Annotated in this window: 13 protein-coding genes; 3 read left to right on the forward strand and 10 right to left on the reverse strand. The window is 72.7% G+C overall.

Annotated features, from left to right (window positions below):
* Nucleotides 1-73: 73 nt before the first annotated feature.
* Entirely contained in the window at nucleotides 74-1,576 is a 1,503-nt protein-coding gene (locus ACZ4IF_RS30325; RefSeq protein ID WP_359490476.1) for a DNA-binding protein NsdB, read from the reverse strand.
* Nucleotides 1,577-1,809: 233 nt separating this feature from the next.
* Between ACZ4IF_RS30325 and ACZ4IF_RS30330 the strand changes: the two genes are divergently transcribed.
* The gene (locus tag ACZ4IF_RS30330; RefSeq protein WP_359490478.1) at nucleotides 1,810-2,946 is read left to right on the forward strand and encodes an aminoglycoside phosphotransferase family protein; all 1,137 of its coding nucleotides are present in this window, start codon (nucleotides 1,810-1,812) and stop codon (nucleotides 2,944-2,946) included.
* Between the two features lie 265 nt (nucleotides 2,947-3,211).
* Nucleotides 3,212-5,191 (forward strand): N-acetylmuramoyl-L-alanine amidase, encoded by a 1,980-nt coding sequence (locus ACZ4IF_RS30335; protein ID WP_467568438.1) that lies wholly within the window; start codon nucleotides 3,212-3,214, stop codon nucleotides 5,189-5,191.
* 88 nt (nucleotides 5,192-5,279) lie between these two features.
* Here ACZ4IF_RS30335 and ACZ4IF_RS30340 read toward each other — a convergent pair whose 3' ends face one another.
* The 9 genes from ACZ4IF_RS30340 to ACZ4IF_RS30380 form a co-directional block, all read right to left on the reverse strand.
* Entirely contained in the window at nucleotides 5,280-5,777 is a 498-nt protein-coding gene (locus ACZ4IF_RS30340) for a hypothetical protein (protein WP_467568440.1), read from the reverse strand.
* 171 nt (nucleotides 5,778-5,948) lie between these two features.
* Nucleotides 5,949-8,852 carry an ATP-binding protein gene (locus ACZ4IF_RS30345; RefSeq protein ID WP_467568442.1) on the reverse strand — a complete coding sequence of 968 codons (2,904 nt, stop codon included), beginning with the start codon at nucleotides 8,850-8,852 and terminating at the stop codon, nucleotides 5,949-5,951.
* 177 nt (nucleotides 8,853-9,029) lie between these two features.
* Nucleotides 9,030-9,629, reverse strand: coding sequence for a CGNR zinc finger domain-containing protein (locus tag ACZ4IF_RS30350; RefSeq protein WP_467568444.1), 600 nt, complete (start codon nucleotides 9,627-9,629; stop codon nucleotides 9,030-9,032).
* 139 nt (nucleotides 9,630-9,768) lie between these two features.
* Nucleotides 9,769-10,674, reverse strand: a complete 906-nt coding sequence (locus ACZ4IF_RS30355; RefSeq protein ID WP_467568446.1) for a universal stress protein — start codon at nucleotides 10,672-10,674, stop codon at nucleotides 9,769-9,771.
* Between the two features lie 147 nt (nucleotides 10,675-10,821).
* Nucleotides 10,822-11,064: a DUF397 domain-containing protein gene (locus ACZ4IF_RS30360; RefSeq protein ID WP_028799506.1), complete on the reverse strand. Its 243-nt coding sequence runs from the start codon at nucleotides 11,062-11,064 to the stop codon at nucleotides 10,822-10,824.
* A gap of 83 nt (nucleotides 11,065-11,147) precedes the next feature.
* A complete protein-coding gene (locus ACZ4IF_RS30365) occupies nucleotides 11,148-12,314 on the reverse strand; it encodes a thiolase domain-containing protein (protein WP_467568448.1) in 1,167 nt (388 codons plus the stop codon).
* Nucleotides 12,311-13,366, reverse strand: a complete 1,056-nt coding sequence (locus ACZ4IF_RS30370) for a thiolase domain-containing protein (protein WP_359490494.1) — start codon at nucleotides 13,364-13,366, stop codon at nucleotides 12,311-12,313. The genes ACZ4IF_RS30365 and ACZ4IF_RS30370 overlap by 4 nt, the downstream gene beginning before the upstream one ends.
* Nucleotides 13,367-14,314, reverse strand: a complete 948-nt coding sequence (locus ACZ4IF_RS30375; protein ID WP_467568450.1) for a Zn-ribbon domain-containing OB-fold protein — start codon at nucleotides 14,312-14,314, stop codon at nucleotides 13,367-13,369.
* 227 nt (nucleotides 14,315-14,541) lie between these two features.
* On the reverse strand, nucleotides 14,542-15,342 hold the full coding sequence (locus ACZ4IF_RS30380) for a crotonase/enoyl-CoA hydratase family protein (protein WP_359490498.1): 801 nt from the start codon (nucleotides 15,340-15,342) through the stop codon (nucleotides 14,542-14,544).
* 175 nt (nucleotides 15,343-15,517) lie between these two features.
* On the opposite strand from ACZ4IF_RS30380, the gene ACZ4IF_RS30385 reads away from it, so the two are divergent.
* Entirely contained in the window at nucleotides 15,518-17,137 is a 1,620-nt protein-coding gene (locus tag ACZ4IF_RS30385) for an acyl-CoA synthetase (RefSeq protein WP_467568452.1), read from the forward strand.
* Nucleotides 17,138-17,188: the final 51 nt, after the last annotated feature.

Raw genomic sequence — 17,188 nt, forward strand, 5'->3', positions numbered from 1 at the left:
GGAATCGCCCTTGACCTTGCCCAGGGACCGCAGTCAAGCCCGGACCCCGACCCGTGTCGTCGGCACGGGCTCCTTACGCCCGCGCGCTGTTTCCGCCGCCCCTCGGCTTCAACGAACCGTTGGGCAGGGCCAGTTTGATCTCCTCACGCAGGTCGTGGATCTTCGGATAGCTGGAGTACTGCCCGGTGAGCCGGTACATCTCGCGCAGCCGGTCCCAGGTCCGGTGGGAGGAGTTGGCCCCCATCGAGGTCAGGGCGAGTCGCGCGTACCGGTCGGCCTGTTCGGGATCGTCGGCGATGAAGCAGGCCGACGCCAGGGAGATGTGGTCGAAGATCTTCGACCGGTCCCGGCCCGACTCACGCAGCTTCAGCGCCTCCTTCGCGTGGCGCTGAGCCGTGGCCGCCGCCGACGGCTCGTGCTCGGCGAGGGTGCGGTAGGCGAGAGCCTGCATGCCGTGCATGTCGGCCTCGTCGAACAGCTGCATCCAGCTCGGCGGAGGGACGTCGCCCCGGTCGGAGACGAACAGGTCCTCCGCCTGGCCGAGGGTGCGCCGCATCGCCTGCCCCTTGCCCATGGAGGCCTGCGCCCAGGCCTCGATGGTGTGGAGCATGGCCCGGGTGCGGGGCAGCACCTCCTCGCCGGAACCCGACTTCGCCAGCTTCATGAGGTCGAGTGCGTCGTCGGGCCGGCCCAGATGCACCATCTGACGAGCCGCTCGGGAGAGCGCCTCGCCGGCGCGGGGCCGGTCACCACCTTCTCGGGCCGCGTGCGCGGCGATGACGAAGTACTTCTGAGCCGTGGGCTCCAGGCCGACGTCGTGCGACATCCAGCCCGCGAGGACGGCCAGGTTGGCGGCGACGCCCCAGAGGCGTCGCTGCAGATGGTCGGGGTGCCGGTAGGAGAGCATGCCTCCCACCTCGTTCAGCTGGCCCACCACGGCCTTGCGTTGCAGCCCGCCGCCGCGAGCCGCGTCCCAGGCCCGGAACACCTCGACCGAGCGCTCCAGTTCCTCGATCTCCTGCGACCCGATGGGGGCGGCCTCGTACCGGTCGAACCCAGCGGGGTCGGCGTGCAGGGGATCTTCGAATCGGGGAGCGTCGGCCGCGAGGGCCGGATCGGTGTGGAGCCAGTCGTGCATGGCCGTGCTGAGTGCGGATCCCGCGGCGAGCGCGGCACCCGCGCCCACCAAGCCGCGTCGGTTGAGCATGAGGTCCATTCCCGTGAATTCGGTGAGGACCGCGGCGGTCCGTTCGGGCGCCCACGGCACTCCGTCGGGATGTTCCGCACTCCCGCCGCTCTGCCGCTTTCCCGTACGCCCGTGCCGGACCAGACCGAGGTCCTCGATGGTCACGACACGGCCGAGACGCTCGGTGAACAGGGCCGCCAGCACCCGCGGCACCGGATCGCGCGGGATCTCTCCCATGTCGATCCAACGCCGCACCCGCGAGGTGTCGGTCGCCAGTTGGGGGTGGCCCATGGCCGCCGCCTGCCGGTTGACCATCCTCGCGAGCTCGCCCTTGGACCAGCCGGCCAGGCCGAACAGGTCCGACAGGCGGGTGTTGGGTTGTCCGTTCACGTCAAGCCCCCAGGTTCTCGGCTGATTTGACAGTAACCGCCTGTCAGTTGCTGAGCGACTATTCGCCAGGGTTCGCCAGGGTGCGCCAGATGGTGTGCCAGTGGACCTCGGGTGTCAGGTAGGAACGCGCCACCCCGACCCGGTTGCCGCAGGGACACTCCCCAGGGTGTTCCGGCGCGGCCGGGGCGGGTTGCGCGGCAACTCGCAGGCACACGAAGGGATCTGTATCGCCCATGTACGCAGCATCGTCCTCCGTGTCCGCTCCGCCCCGGTCGTTGCACACCCGCCCGGCGGGCAGCGGCCCCTACCTCGACCCCGCCCGCCAGGCGCCCGTGCTCGGTGCCGGCCGGACGCGACGCGTCCCGGGGCTCGGCACCCAGCCGCTCAGCGGGAGAATCGACTTGTCCGGCCCTCAGGGCGCGCAGCTGCGCACGGCGATCGCGTCGGTGCACCGGATCTGTCCGGAGTTCGCTCCGGTACAGGTGCTGCGCCGCAGCGGACGCTCCGTGCTCCTCGTGGGCACGACGGGGCGCAGCACGGCCGTCGCCAAGTGTTTACTCGACCAGTCACCGATGTGGGCCGATCGGATCCGGCACGAAATAGCTGCCTACCGCTCGTTCGTCCGGCACCGGCCGCCGGTCCGGGTGCCGCGGCTGATCGCGGCGGACCCGGACAACGGCACCCTGGTCATCGAGCGGATGCCGGGCCGGGTCGCCGCGCTCCAGCGGCACCCCGCCGAGGCCCCGCCCCGCGCGGACATCCGGGCGGCGCTGGGCGCGATCTGCCGGCTGAACGCCTGGCGGCCACCGGCGGGCACGTTCGACGCCCCGCTGGACTACGCGGAGCGGATCTCCCGATTCCACGAGCTGGGTCTGCTCACGGACCGGGACATGGGCGATCTGCAGAAGCTGGTGCACGGCATCGCCCATTCGGCGGGCCGTCAGGGCATGGGTCAGTTCTGCCACGGTGATGCCCTTCTGTCGAACATCCTGCTCTCACCGGCCGGTCCAGTGCTGGTGGACTGGGAGCACGCGGGCTGGTATCTGCCGGGGTACGACCTGGCCACCCTGTGGGCGGTCCTCGGTGACGCGCCGGTGGCGCGGCGGCAGATCAGCCAGCTCGCCCAGTCGACGGGGCCCGCCGCGCGGGACGCCTTCCTGGTGAATCTGATGCTCGTGCTGACACGAGAGATCCGCACCTATGAGACGGCCGTGCAGCGTTCGATGCACGACACGGCCCCGGCGGCGCCCGGTCCGGCTCACCCGGGTGCCGCGCCGTCGGGCGAGGAACAGCGGTTGCTGCTGAGGCGGCTGCACGACGACTGCCAGATGGCCCGCCGGGCCGTACGAGCGGCGGTCGGCACTCGCTGACGGGGACGGAGGTCCGCGGTCGCGCCAGGACAGGGGCGCACCGCGGACCTCTGTCGTGTCGCGACCTCACCCGTTCGGTCCATTGGTCCACGCCACTGACGCCGTGCAGGCCGCGTCACCGCCGCCACGAAAACCTTCACCACGTGCGCTGACATGGGAAATCGCCTGCCACTGGGCATGATTGACGGATCGTCGGAGAGCCGGTAGCACTGACGCAGTTCGGCCCCGCACGCCCCACCGCGCCCGACCGTCCCAGGAGGCTGCATTGCCCAGGTCCGCCACCGATCCCCAGGCCCCCAACGGGCGCAGACGCACGCGCAGGACGGCGGGCGCCGTCGCCTCCGCGGCGCTGCTGCTGCCGCTGCTCGGTGCCGCCCCGTCCGGCCAGGCCGAGGCGGAGTCCTCGGCGCGACTCCAGCGGGCCTTCGCGGCCGCGGCCGCGGAGTACCACGTGCCGCAGAGCGTGCTGCTCGCCGTGTCCTATCTCCAGTCCCGCTGGGACGGGCACGACGGTGCCCCGAGTGTCACCGGCGGCTACGGCCCGATGCACCTGACCGACGCCAGGACGGCGATCGCGGGGGCACCGCACCACAGCGACGGGACGGAGGACGCCCGCGGCGACAGCTCTCGCCCGGCCCGCATCCCCACCGCCAAGATGCCGGAGAGTTCCGAACTCCCGGATCGTCTGAAGACGTTGACGAAGGCGGCCGAGCTGACCGGTCTGCCGCCCGAGGCGCTGCGGACGGACGCGGCGGCGAACGTGGAGGGCGGTGCCGCGCTCCTCGCCGCGGCACAGCGGGACCTCGGCGAGCCGCTCAGCTCCGACGCGGCCGACTGGTACGGCGCTGTCGCGCGCTTCTCGGGCGCGGACGACAGCTCGACGGCGGCGACGTACGCACAGGACGTCTACGAGGTGATGCGCGAGGGCGCGCAGCGCACCACGGACTCCGGTCAGCGCGTGGCGCTCGCCGCCCAGCCGGCGCTCAGCCCCGACACGGCGACGCTGCGGCGGGCCGGACTGCGGACGGCCTCCGCCGAGGGCACGGAGTGTCCCGCGGAGGTGTCCTGCGAATGGATCCCCGCTCCGTACGCGGAGTTCGGGGACGGCGACTACGGCAACCACGACCTCGGTGACCGGCCGGGGGCGCAGAGCATCAAGTACATCGTCGTCCATGACACCGAAGGCACCTGGGACGGTGTCCTGAACCTGGTGCAGGACCCCACGTACGTGTCGTGGAACTACACCCTGCGTTCGACCGACGGTCACATCGCCCAGCATGTGAAGGCCAAGGACGTGGCCTGGCACGCGGGCAACTGGTACATCAACGCCAAGTCGATCGGCCTGGAGCACGAGGGCTTCCTCGCCTCGCCGGACGCCTGGTACACGGAGGAGATGTACCGTGCCTCGGCGCGGCTGGTGAAGTACCTGGCGAAGAAGTACTCCGTTCCGCTGGACCGGCAGCACATCCTCGGGCACGAGAACGTGCCGGGCCCGACGACCTCCACCATCCCGGGGATGCACACGGACCCGGGCCCGTACTGGGACTGGCAGCACTACTTCACCCTGCTCGGGCGCTCCTTCCACCGGACCGTGAAGCAGGGCGGCGGGCTGGTGACCATCCTGCCGGACTTCGACGAGAACCGGCCGGAGTACACGGGCTGCGTGACCAAGGGAGAGCCCTGCGCGGCGCACGGCTCCGGTGAGGTGCGGCTGCACACACAGCCGGACGAGAACGCGCCGCTGGTCAAGGACATCGGCCTGAACCCGAGCGGCGCCGACTCGACCATCGACGTGAACGACGTCGCCTCCCGCGTGTCCACCGGCCAGCAGTACGCGCTCGCGGAACGCGACGGCGACTGGACGGCGATCTGGTACCTGGGGCAGAAGGCCTGGTTCAAGAACCCGGCGAGGCAGCCGACGGCGGTGAACGCGTCCGGGCTGGTCGTCACGCCCAAGGCCGGCCAGGCGGAGATCCCGGTCTACGGGCGTGCCTACCCGGAGAAGGAGGCGTACCCGGCGGGCGTGCCCGTCCAGGCGGTGTCGCCGCTGCCGTACAAGCTGCTCCAGGGCCAGCGGTACGCGGTGGGCGACAAGGTGCCGGGCGAGTACTTCTACTCGCCGACCTTCGACACGGCTCCGCACAAGGTCGTGATCGGCTCGGACATGTACTACGAGATCCAGTTCGGGCACCGGGTGGCGTTCGTCCGGGCCGCGGACGTGACCGTGCTCCCGTCGCACTCGTGAGACGAGCGGCCGGGCCCGCCTGGCGCGGGCCCGGCCGCCCATGGGTCGGGGGTCACGGTCGCTCGTCCGGGCGCCGCACTCCCGGCGGTCAGCCCTGCTGGAACAGCTCCGCCGGCAGCGGCTTCAGGAGGGCGTACAGGTCGTCCGTGATGGGGCGGTCCCAGGCGGCGATGGTCACCAGGACGTTGTCGTTGCGGTCGAACTGGACGCATGAGATGCGCGTCTCGGAGAGCTTCAGGCGCCGCACGATCATCAGGTTGTCGCCCTGCATCACCGGCATGTCCTCGGTTCCGGTGACGGTGACCTCTTCGTCGTTCTCCAGGGCGAGGAGCAGCTGGGCCACCTCGAAGGGGACCTCGTCCTCGGCGACGTCGCGGGCCGGGGAGCCCTCCGGCAGATTGCCGATGATCATCGCGGGACCGCGGCCGCCGAACAGGTCGTAGCGCAGGAAGACGCCCTGGCAGCTGCCGTCGGGGGCGGGCAGCAGGCCCGCGCCGAGGTTGCCCGGCCAGTCGCCCGGGTCCATGGCCAGAACGTCGAAGTCGGGCCCGGCGGGCGTGGCGCTGCGGCGGCGGAGGAAGGACATGCCGCAATGGTACGTGCACGGGCGTGTGTCGGGGCTCGGGGGCGCCCGGCGCGAACCGGTGCGAAGGGGCCCGGCCCCGGGGTGTGGGCAGCGGTGTCGCCGCCGGTCACGGGGCGGCCGTCGGCCGGGGCACGCCGACGGCCGTCCGGATCGCCGGGTCGCCCGTCCGGGTCAGCGTTCCGCCGCTTCTCCCAGGGCCGCGGGGAGCCCCGTCGGGTCCGTGCCGACCTTGCGGTAGACGGCCGACAGCAGGCGTACGACGGTGGGCTCCTCGGTGCGCAGTTCCGCGGCGATCTGCGCCGTGGTCCGGCCCCGTACGGTGAGCGCGGCGGCGGCCCGCTCGCGGGCCGTGAGCGTGTCCGTCTCGGTGCCGTGCAGGCGGCGCGGGCGCAGTCCGGCGGCGGTGAGTTCGTCGCGGGCCTCCTCGACGAGGCCGTCGGCCCCGCACTGGACCGCGGCGTCGAGGCCTCGGTAGAGGTGTTCGGCGGCTTCCTTGGGGCGCCCGGCGCGCCGCAGTTCGGTGCCGAGCGCGACCAGGGCGCAGGCCAGTTCGTAGGCGGCCGGTGAGCGTTCCAGGTGGCAGACGGCCTCTTCGAGGAGTTTCACCCGGTGCGAACCGGTGGAGACGTCGGCGGCGGCGCGCAGCGCCTGGCCGATCCCGGAGGGCGCTCCGTACTGGCGGGCACGGTTCACCGCTTCGAGTGCCGTGGCGACGGCGCGTTCCGGTGCGTCGTGGCTCTCGGCCCGGGCGAGGTGGAGCTGCCAGGGGCACCAGGCGGGGTTGCGCATGCCGCGCGGGTCGAGGCGGCGCCCGGCGGAGGCCAGCTCGGCGGACGCCTCCTCGGTGAGGCCGCGGGCGAGGAGCAGTTCGCCGTGCACGGTCTGGGCGTCGGGGAAGACGACGGCGGCGGGGAACGGCGCGCCGAAGGCGTGCTCGTCGGCGGTGCGCGCGGCCTCGGCGACCCGGCCGCGGGCCAGCAGGACCTCGATGAGGACGCCCACGGCATACCAGAGCGCCGGAACGCCGGGCCCGACCCGTTCGGCGAGGCGCAGGCCCGCCCGCACGAAGTCCTCGGCCTCGGCGAGGCGGCCCCGGCGGTAGCGCAGGTAGGCGAGCAGGGTGTAGCCGAAGGAGAGGTGGGCGCCGTGCCAGCCCTGGGCCTCGAAGTCGGCGATCCCGGTGGCGAAGAGTTCCTCGGTGCGGCCCGGGCGGTCGGCATACATGAAGGTGAGGGCGACCAGGACGGGCACCTCGAAACCGCGGTCGGCCTCGGCCCAGCCGAATCCGCCGGCCAGGGCGCGTTCGGCGTGGTGGAGGGCGACGTGGGCGGGCTCGCCGCGCAGGGTGGCGTCCCAGGCGCGCAGGCCGATCACGTACCGCTCGGTGAGGTCGCGTCCGGTGAGCCGGTCGGCGAGGCGGGCCAGGCGGCGGGAGCGGGCGGGCGAGTCGGGTTCGTCGGCGCGGAACGCGTCCCACATGAACTGCTCGGACTGCATGCGCAGGCGTACCCGGGCGTCACCCGTCTGGCGGATCTCGTGGGCGAGGGTCGCCGAGGCCTCGGCGAGGCGGTCGCTGTGGGCGAGGACCTGGGAGAGGCGGTAGACGGTGTTGTGGCGCAGCTCGGGGTCGGCGATGGGTTCTTCGAGTGCGGCGCGCAGATGGTTGACGGTGGTCGCCGGTTCGGTGAGCAGGGAGGCGCAGCCCAGTTCGTACAGGACGGCGGCCCGGTCCTCGAAGGGCGGCGGTTCGCGCAGGGCGCGGGCGAGGTAGCGGCGGGCTGCGTCAGGGGCTCCGGCGCGTTGGGTCTCGCGGGCGGCGGCGCGCAGCTGCTGGACGATCCAGGTGTCTCCGTCGGGGTGGGTCTCCATGAGGTGGCGGGCGGCGGCCGACGGGCCGAGTCCCTCGTCGACGATGCACCAGGCGGCCTGGCCGTGCAGGGCGACGCGGACACCGCCGGGGATGGCGCGGTAGACGGCGGTGGCGATGAGGGGGTGGACGAATTCGAGCGTGCCCGCGGCGTTCAGTGCGCCGGTGAGGATGCGGGCGCCGCGCAGGGCGTCCGCGGCGTCGGCGGCCTCCTCGGGGCCGAGTCCGGCGACGGCGGCGGCGAGCGTGGGGTGGATCTCGGTGCCGAGTACGGCGCAGGCCCAGGCGAAGCGGACGGTGGAGGTGCCGAGGCGTTCGAGGCGGGCGATGAGGCCGCTGCCCTTGACGGCGGCGGCGAGGTCGCGCAGCAGGTGTGCGCCGTCCTCGGTCGGGGTCAGTCCGCGGTCGCGGACCTTCGCGGTCAGTTCGACCGCCTCGAAGGGGTTGCCCGCGGTGACGGCCCAGCACTCGCGGCAGAAGGCGTCGTCGGCCTGGGCGCCGAGGTCCTCGCGCACGAGGCGGGCGACGGCCGCGGCGCTGAGCGGTTCGAGGCCGAGGGGGCGCTGGCCGGCGCGGCCGGGCAGACCTCTGAACGCCTCGGCGTGGTCGGGGAGTTCGTCGGGACGGTAGCCGACGACGAGGAGCAGCGGGAGCTGTTCGGCGCGGGGCGCGAAGGCGGCGAGCCAGCTCAGCGATTCCGCGTCGGCCCAGTGCGCGTCGTCGAGGACGAGGACCATCGGGGCGCGCTGCACCGCGAGGTGGGTGAGCACCCAGTCGAGTCCGTCGCGCAGGCCCTGCTGGTCGGGCGGGGCCCCCGCGGAGGGCGCGCACAGGCCGAGCGCCGGTCCGACGATCGCGTACCAACTCCCCAGCGAGCTGCGGAGTTCGGACTCGGCGGCTCCGGCGAGCTGGGGCTGGAGGAGCTGGCGGGCCACGTGGAAGGCGACGTGCTGTTCCTGTTCGCCGCCGCGCGCGGACAGCACCGTGCATCCCTTGGCGGCGGCGCGACGGCGTACTTCCGCGAGGAGGGTGGTCTTGCCGATCCCGGCCCGTCCGGCGAAGGCGAGCAGTGCGCCGCGCGGGCGGTCCGGCGGCTCACCTCCGTCCCTGCGCAGGCCGGTGAGCTCGCTCAACGCCTCTTCCACGGCGGCGAGTTCGTTCTCGCGCTCGAACATGGTCCGTCGGCTGCGGACGGCGCGCTGCGTCATGATCCACCCCCTGCCACGGTGATGCAGCCGGCGCGGGGAGCGGGTGCGCACCGTGACGTTCAGGCACCTCAGCGTACGCCCGGATCTTCTCCGATGGGGTCGTTGGAGCAGGACTGACCACGGACGCGGGACAACATCCGGTGACCGGCGCCCGTTCCGGCACCGAGGGGTCGTTCTTCAGGCGCTCGCGCGGTGTCGCGCGTGGTGGCGGGCGACCCGTGCGCGGTTGCCGCAGGACGGTTTGCACCACTCCTGTCGCGGGTGCTCCTTGATGAAGTACCGCACGCAGCGCGGCGCGTGGCAGGCACGCAGCCGCTGCCGCTCGGGGCCCGCGAGGAAGGCGAGGGCGGCGTGGGCGAGCGTCGCGGTGAGCTCCGTCCGGCCGTCCGGGGACTCCTGTCGTACGACGGGGTCGGCGCCGTCGGCCCAGGACAGGACGGGGACGGTCGGGACGCGGGCGGCGGCCGTGTTGAGCCGCTCGACCGCCTCGGGCACGGGCAGCAGGCGGGCGGCGTCCGCGGGGCTGGGCTCGCCGGGGCGTACGGCGCGAGCGAACAGCGCCCGTACCGCCGCGCGCAGCTCGCGCACCTCGCTCAGCGCGCGGTCGTCGGCCACGTACGTCGGGGTGTCCGGCAGCAGCCCGGGGTGGTCCCTGACCCAGGCGGTGAGCCCGGCGGGTGCGGCCAGGTCGTCCACGACTCCGCCGTTGCCGTCGTGCCGCACGGTCAGGGCGAGGTCGAGGGCGAGGCGTGCGTCGCCGCTGATCGAGTCGTCCATGGCGCTAATGATAGGTCTACTGGAATCCATTAGCACCTGCGGTCGTCCGGGCCCGGTGGCGACACCGTCGCCGGGTACCCGGCCCGGTCGCCGACGCCGGGACCTCGGCGGCGCCGTGGGCCGCGTCACCGGCGCGGCCTCAGCCCTCGTCGGCCCCGCTCGGCGGCACCACCGCCACCGGGCTCGCGGCGTGCAGCAGGACGGCCCGGGTGACCGAGCCCATCATCCTTGCGGGTGCGAGCAGCCGGCGCCGGTGCCGGCCCACCACGACGAGGTCCGCGTCCTTGGAGGCGGCGACGAGGCGACCGGCCGCGTCGCCCGGCGCCACGGTCAGCTCGACCTGGACGCCCGGGTGCCGTTTCCGGTGCGGGGCGACGAAGCCGTCGGCCAGTGTGCGGGTCTCGCCCTCGATGACGTCCTGTCCGGGAGCGGAGGGCACGAAGTCGCCGGGCGCGGACCAGATCTGAACCGGCCAGGGATAGGCGGCGATCACCTGGACACGGGCCCCGCTCAGGCCGGCCTCCTCGAACGCGAAGGCGAGGGTGGCCTCGTCGGGACCGTCGACGTGGAGGCCGACGACGACACGCGGCCCGGGTTCGGCGGCGGGCGCGTCGGGCACCTCGCGTCCGGGGCGCGGCACCACGACGACGGGGCATGCCGCGTCGGCGGCGACGGCCATGGAGGTGGAGCCGAGCAACAGGCTCGCGAAGCCTCCCCTGCCCCGCGAGCCGAGCACCAACAGCTGGGCGTCGGCGCCGAGTTCGGGCAGCACGGCGGCCGGGGCGCCCTCCAGGGCCACGTACTTCGGGACGGGCGGGCCGGTCCGGTCGGCCAGGTGGGCGCTCACCTGGCCGAGCACCGGGTCGTCGGCGGGGTCCGGCGGGCCGGCGACCAGCACGTCGGGCTGCCCCCAGGGCGCGTACTGCCGCACGTGGACCACGCGCAGGGGTGCCTCGCGGGTCCTGGCCGCGGTGAAGGCCATTTCCAGGGCGCGCAGACTGTCGTCCGACCCGTCGACCGCCGCGATGACCGGCAGGGTACTCATGGAATCCTCGCCTCCGGCACAGACTTCCGATCTTCCTGGGGCCAGCCTGACGCAGGCCCGTTCCCCAGGAAGGGGTCGTGGGTCGAGTGTCCGGAAAAAGGAGAAGGATTCACCTTCGGGCGCGTCACCTCGGGGTGACGCGCCGGCTCACGTCAGGTCGAACTCCCCCTCGCGCGCTCCCGAAACGAACGCTCCCCACTCCGCGGGCGTGAAGATCAACGAGGGGCTCTGCGGGCGGCCACTGTTGCGCATCGCGATGAAGCCCTCGACAAAGGCGATCTGGACGTCTCCCCGCCCTCGGCTGCTGGACTGCCACTCGGCGTTGCTGAGGTCCAGTTCCGGCTTGTCCCAGCCCGCGAGCGGGTGCTGCTCGATGGTGCTTTCGGCCACGTCCGTGCTCCTCCCGGTTCGTCGTCCGCCGCCAGCCTAGCGATCGGTCCGGGCGGCGGACAGGCCACGTGAGGGGGACGGATTCAGGAGGTGGGCGGTGCGGAGCCGACCAGCCACATGGAGAAGAACTGGGAACCGCCCCCGTAGGCGTGCCCGAGGGCCCTGCGAGCGCCGTCGACCTGGTGTTCTCCGGCCTGTCCGCGCACCTGGAGGGCGGCCTCGGCGAACCGGATCATGCCGGAGGCGCCGATCGGATTGGTGGAGAGGACGCCGCCCGACATGTTGACGGGCAGGTCCCCGTCGAGTTCGGTCACCCCGGACTCGGTGAGCTTCCAGCCCTCGCCCTCCTCGGCGAAACCGAGGTTCTCCAGCCACATGGGCTCGTACCAGGAGAACGGCACGTACATCTCCACGGCGTCGATGTCGCGGCGTGGATCCGCGATGCCCGCCTGCCGGTAGACGTCCGCCGCACAGTCCTTGCCGGCCTGCGGCGAGACGAAGTCCTTGCCCGCGAAGAGGGTGGGTTCGCTGCGCATCGCGCCGCCGTGCACCCACGCGGGCGGCTTCGGGGAGCGTGCCGCGCCCGCCCGGTCGGTGAGGATCATCGCGCACGCGCCGTCGGAGGAGGGGCACGTCTCCGAGTAGCGGATCGGGTCCCACAGCATGGGCGAGGCCTGGACCTTCTCCAGGGTGATGTCGTGTTCGTGGAGGTGGGCGTAGGGGTTCTTGAGCGCGTTGCGGCGATCCTTGTAGGCGACGAGGGAGCCGACGGTGTCGGGGGCGCCGGTGCGCCGCATGTAGGCGCGCACGTGCGGGGCGAAGAAGCCGCCCGCCCCGGCCAGCAGCGGCTGCTGGAAGGGGATGGGCAGGGACAGGCCCCACATCGCGTTGGACTCGGACTGTTTTTCGAAGGCGAGGGTCAGGACGGTGCCGTGGACGCGTCCCGCGACGAGGTTGGTGGCGACCAGGGCCGTCGACCCGCCGACGGAGCCGGCGGTGTGCACCCGGAGCATGGGTTTGCCGACCGCGCCGAGCGCGTCGGCGAGGTAGAGCTCCGGCATCATGACGCCCTCGAAGAAGTCGGGGGCCTTGCCGATGACGACGGCGTCGATGTCGGCCCACGTCAGTGCGGCGTCGTCGAGTGCCCGCCGGGCGGCCTCGCGGACCAGGCCGGCGATGGACACGTCCCTGCGGGCCGCCACGTGCTTGGTCTGGCCGATGCCTACGACGGCCACGGGCTCCTTGCTCATCGGGCGTCCCCTTCGAGTACGGCGACCAGGTTCTGCTGGAGGCAGGGACCTGAGGTGGCGTGGGCGAGTGCCCGGTCGGAAGCGCCGCGGTGGATACGGGCGGCTGCCTCGCCGATGCGGACGAGTCCGGCCGCCATCACCGGGTTGGCGGCGAGCGCGCCCCCCGACGGGTTGACGTCGACGCTGTCGTCGAGGCGCAGCGCCTTGCGCAGGACCACCTCCTGGGAGGTGAAGGGGGCGTGCAGTTCGGCGGTGTCGACGGGCCGTTCGAACACGCCGGCCCGCTCGGCGGCCAGCCGCGTGGACGGTGAGTCGGTCAGATCGCGGACGCCGAGGCCGTGCGCCTCGATGCGGTGGTCGATGCCCCGGATCCAGGCGGGACGCTCGCACAGGTCTCGGGCGCGTTGCCCGGCCGCGAGAATCACCGCGGCGGCCCCGTCGCCGATCGGCGGGCAGTCGCCGGTGCGCAGGGGTCGTACGAGGTGGTCGCCGTGGTCCACCGGACCGCGCAGCTGGGCGTGGGGGTTGGCGGTGGCCGAGGCGCGGCTGCGGGCGGCGATCCCGGCGAGCGCGGGCTCGTCGGTCTCGCCCGCGTCGATGAGCGCCTGCGCCTGGAGGGCGGCGAGAGCCACGGAGTCGGGCCACAGCGGGGCCAGGTAGTACGGATCGAGCTGCCGGGTGAGGACGTCCCGCACGGAGCCGGGGGACGACTTGCCGTACCCGTAGACGAGCGCGGTGTCGGCGTCGCCGGTGAGGAGTTTGGTCCACGCCTCGTAGAGGGCCCAGGCGCCGTCCATCTCGACGTGCGACTCGGAGATGGGGGGCCAGGCGCCGACCCCGTCGAGCGCCATGGTGAAGGAGAACGCGCGGCCCGCTAGGTAGTCGGAGGATCCGGAGCAGGTGAAGCCGATGTCGCCGGCTTTCAGGCCCGTCGCGTCGAGCACCTGGTGCAGGACCGGAAGGAGCATCTCCACCTCGGAGAGCTCGTCGCTGGTGCGCCGATGGTCGGTCTGGGCGAACGCGACGACGGCGATGTCCCTGATGGGCCGCATCTACAACAGCTCCTTGTACGTCTCGTAGTCCGCGTCCGGTTCGCCGGTGGGCCGGTAGTGGTCGGGGTGTCGGGCGCCCGGCGTCCACACCGGCTCCACGCGCAGGCCCATGCGCACCTGGTCGTACGGGATGCCGCCGATGCGGCCGTGCAGGGCGAGGTCGGCGCCGTCGAGGGCGATGTGCGCGTAGACGTAGGGCACTTCGATGTCGAGGTTCCTGGCCTTGATGTTGACGATGCAGTACGTGGTCACGGTGCCGCGGGGGCCCACCTCGACCTGCTCGGAGGTGGCGACTCCGCAGGTGGGGCACGCTCCGCGGGGCGGCACGTAGACCTTGCGGCACGACGGGCATCGTTCGCCGACGGTCCGCCGGCCGGACAGGGCGTGGATGTAACCGGTCTGGGCCCGGCCGGGAGAGTAGACGTAGTCGAGGCGCGCCTGGGCGACGATGCCGGTCACCTTGTCCGCGAACTCGCCACTGTGGGCGGCGGGTTCCTCACCCGAGGCACTGCCGTCGTACGGTTCGAAGCAGGCGATGTCGGTGATGGCACCGGAGCGTTCGGCGGCCCAGCGGACACGGACGCGCATGCCGGTGCGTACGGCGTCGGGGCCCGGGGCGTCGAGGGCGTGCAGCAGGGCGGTGTCGGCGCCGTCGAGCCTGACCAGCACCCAGGCGAAGGGGGTGTCGAGGGGCTGGCCACGGCGGGGCTCGTGGTTCCAGGCCCAGGTGGTGACCGTGCCGGTGGGGGCGACCTCGACGAGGTCGCCGATCTCCTCGGCCGTGACCGGGTCGTACTCGACGGGCGGGACCAGCGTGCGGGCGTCGGCGGTCCGTACGCCGAGCACGACGCGCTCGCGCAGGCCGGTGAGGAAGGCACTCTGCACGGGGCCGAGCGAGCGGGTGAAGGGGAATTCGACGACGAGGGGGGCTTTGAGGACTTCGGGCATCCCGGATGTCTCCTTCGGGGGTCGGGCGCGCCGGCCGCGTGGGCCCGTGCCGGGCGGACCCCGGCACGGGCTTCGAGGACCGGGGCGCGCCGGTGCGGGGTTCGGGTCCGGGCGGGCCCGGGCTTCGAGGCGGTGTGCCCCGGTGCCGGGCCTCGGGCCCGAGTTGGGGCTCCGTCGTGCCGTCCGTGCCGTTCCTCGGGGGCGACGCGCGGACGGGAGCCGCGGGATCAGGCGCGCCGGTAGACGGGCGGACGTTTCTCGGCGAAGGCGCGGGCGCCCTCCTTGGCGTCGGCGGTGTCGAACACCGGCCAGCCGCGTCCCAGTTCGGCGGCCAGACCGTCGGTCTCGGTCATCTCGGCGGTCTCGTAGACCGACGCCTTGACGGCTTCGACGGCGAGCGGGCCGCAGGCGTTGACGAGCTCGGCGATCTCCAGGGCCTTGTCGAGAGCCGTGCCGTCGGGGACGACGTGCCCGATCAGGCCGATGGCGGCCGCCTCGCGCGCCGGGTAGGCGCGGCCGGTGAGCAGCATCTCCAGGGCGTGCGTGCGCGGGATCTGGCGTTGCAGCCGGACCGTCGAGCCGCCGATCGGGAACAGCCCGCGCCTGACCTCGAAGAGGCCGAAGCTCGCGGACTCCCCCGCGACGCGGATGTCGGTGCCCTGGAGGATCTCCGTGCCGCCCGCGACGCAGTGTCCTTCGACGGCGGCGATCACCGGCTTGCGGGGACGGTGGTGACGCAGCATCGCCTTCCAGTGCAGATCCGGGTCGGCCTTGAGCCGGTCCCGGTACTCCTGGCCCTCCATCCCCCTGCCCGCCAGCGCCTTGAGGTCCATCCCGGCGCAGAAGGCGCCGCCCGCCCCGGTGAGCACGACCGAGCGGATCGCGTCGTCCGCGTCGGCCTCGAGCCAGCCGTCGTACAGGCCGACCAGCATCGGCAGCGAGAGCGCGTTCTTGGCCTCGGGCCTGTTGAGCGTGAGCACCAGTGTGGCGCCTTCGCGCTGCACGGTGAGGTGTTCCGTCCCACCCATTGCCGTCCTCCCGTCTCAGGAACGAGAACAGGTTGCAGGAGGCGCGGAGTCAGTACAAGAGTTTTCTGACAGACAGTCAGATTTCTTCGCCGGGACCCTTCACAGTTGGGTCGGGCTTTGCTCTGATGACCGTCGAGCCGAGGGCAGCCGCGGACGTTCGGGGTCAGGAGGAGCGGTGGAGTACAACCTTGCCGACCTGTTCGAGTCGGTCGTCGACGTGGTCCCGGACCGTGAGGCGCTCGTCTACGTCGACCACCCGGGCACGGGCGCGGAGCGCCGGCTGACCTACGCGCGGCTGGACGAGGCGGCGAACCGGATCGCCCACCACCTCGCCGACAGCGGGGTACGCCCCGGCGAGCACCTCGGCCTCCACCTCTACAACGGCGTCGAGTACATCCAGACCGTGCTCGGCTGTCTGAAGGCGCGGATCGTCCCCGTCAACGTCAACTACCGTTATGTGGAAGAGGAGTTGGCCTACCTCTACCAGGACGCCGACCTGACGGCCCTGGTCTTCGACGCGGAGTTCACCGACCGGGTGGCGGCCGCCCTGCCGCACGCCCCGGCACTGCGGCACCTCGTGCGCGTGGGGGACCCGGCGCCCGGGGCGGCCACGCTCGACGCGGTGGCGTTCGACGACGCCGAGGCCGCGGGCTCCCCCGGCCGGGGCTTCCCGGCGCGCTCGGCGGACGACCAGTTCATCATCTACACCGGCGGCACCACCGGCATGCCCAAGGGCGTGATGTGGCGGCAGGAGGACCTGTTCTTCGCCGGGCTCGGCGGCGGCGCCCCGACGGGCGAGCCGGTCAAGAGGCCGGAGGAACTCGCCGAGCGGGTCGCGGCCGGAGGTGAGGGGATCACCTTCTTCCCCACTCCCCCGCTGATGCACGGGACGTCGACGCTCACCGCGTTCATCGGCTTCAACTTCGGCCAGCGCGTCGTGCTCCACCGCAAGTACGCGCCCGAGGAAGTCCTGCGGACCGTCGAGAAGGAGCGGGTCACCAGCATGTCGCTGGTCGGCGACGCGATGCTGCGGCCGCTCGTCGACGCGCTGAGCGGGCCCATGAAGGACACCGACTGCTCAGCCCTGTTCAGTGTCTCCTCCTCCGGCGCGATCATGTCGGACACGGTGCGCGAACAGTTCCAGGCGCTCGTCCCGAACGTGATGCTCCTCAACAACTTCGGCTCCTCGGAATCCGGCTTCAACGGCACCGCCACGGCGGACTCGGGCCCGCGGCGCGGCTTCCGCGTACAGGTCAACGCCCGTACGCAGGTGGTGGACCCGGTCACGCACGAACCGGTCGCCGTCGGCGAGCCGGGCCGCATCGCCCAGCGCGGACATGTGCCTCTCGGCTACTACAACGACCCCAAGAAGACCGCCGAGACCTTCTTCCAGCGCGGCGACGAGCGCTGGGTGCTGCTCGGCGACATGGCCACGGTCGACGAGGAGGGCATCGTCACCGTCCTCGGGCGCGGCTCGCAGTGCATCAACACCGGTGGCGAGAAGGTCTATCCGGAGGAGGTCGAGCAGGCGCTCAAGTCGCATCCGGACGTGTACGACGCCCTGGTCGCCGGCGTCCCCGACGAGAAGTGGGGCAACCACGTGGCCGCCGTCGTCCAGCTCCGCGAGGGCGCGCCGCGGCCGTCCCTGGAGGACATCCAGACGCACTGCCGCACCCGCCTGGCGGGCTACAAGATCCCCCGGCAGCTCGTGCTCGCGGACACCATCCAGCGCTCCCCCAGCGGCAAGGCGGACTACCGCTGGGCCCGGTCGGTCGCGGTGGAGGCGGCCCACTGACCTCGCGTCGGAGTCTTTGCACGGCATTGACCTTCCGGTTGAACACCAGGT

The organism is Streptomyces sp. NPDC025784 (assembly GCF_055558435.1).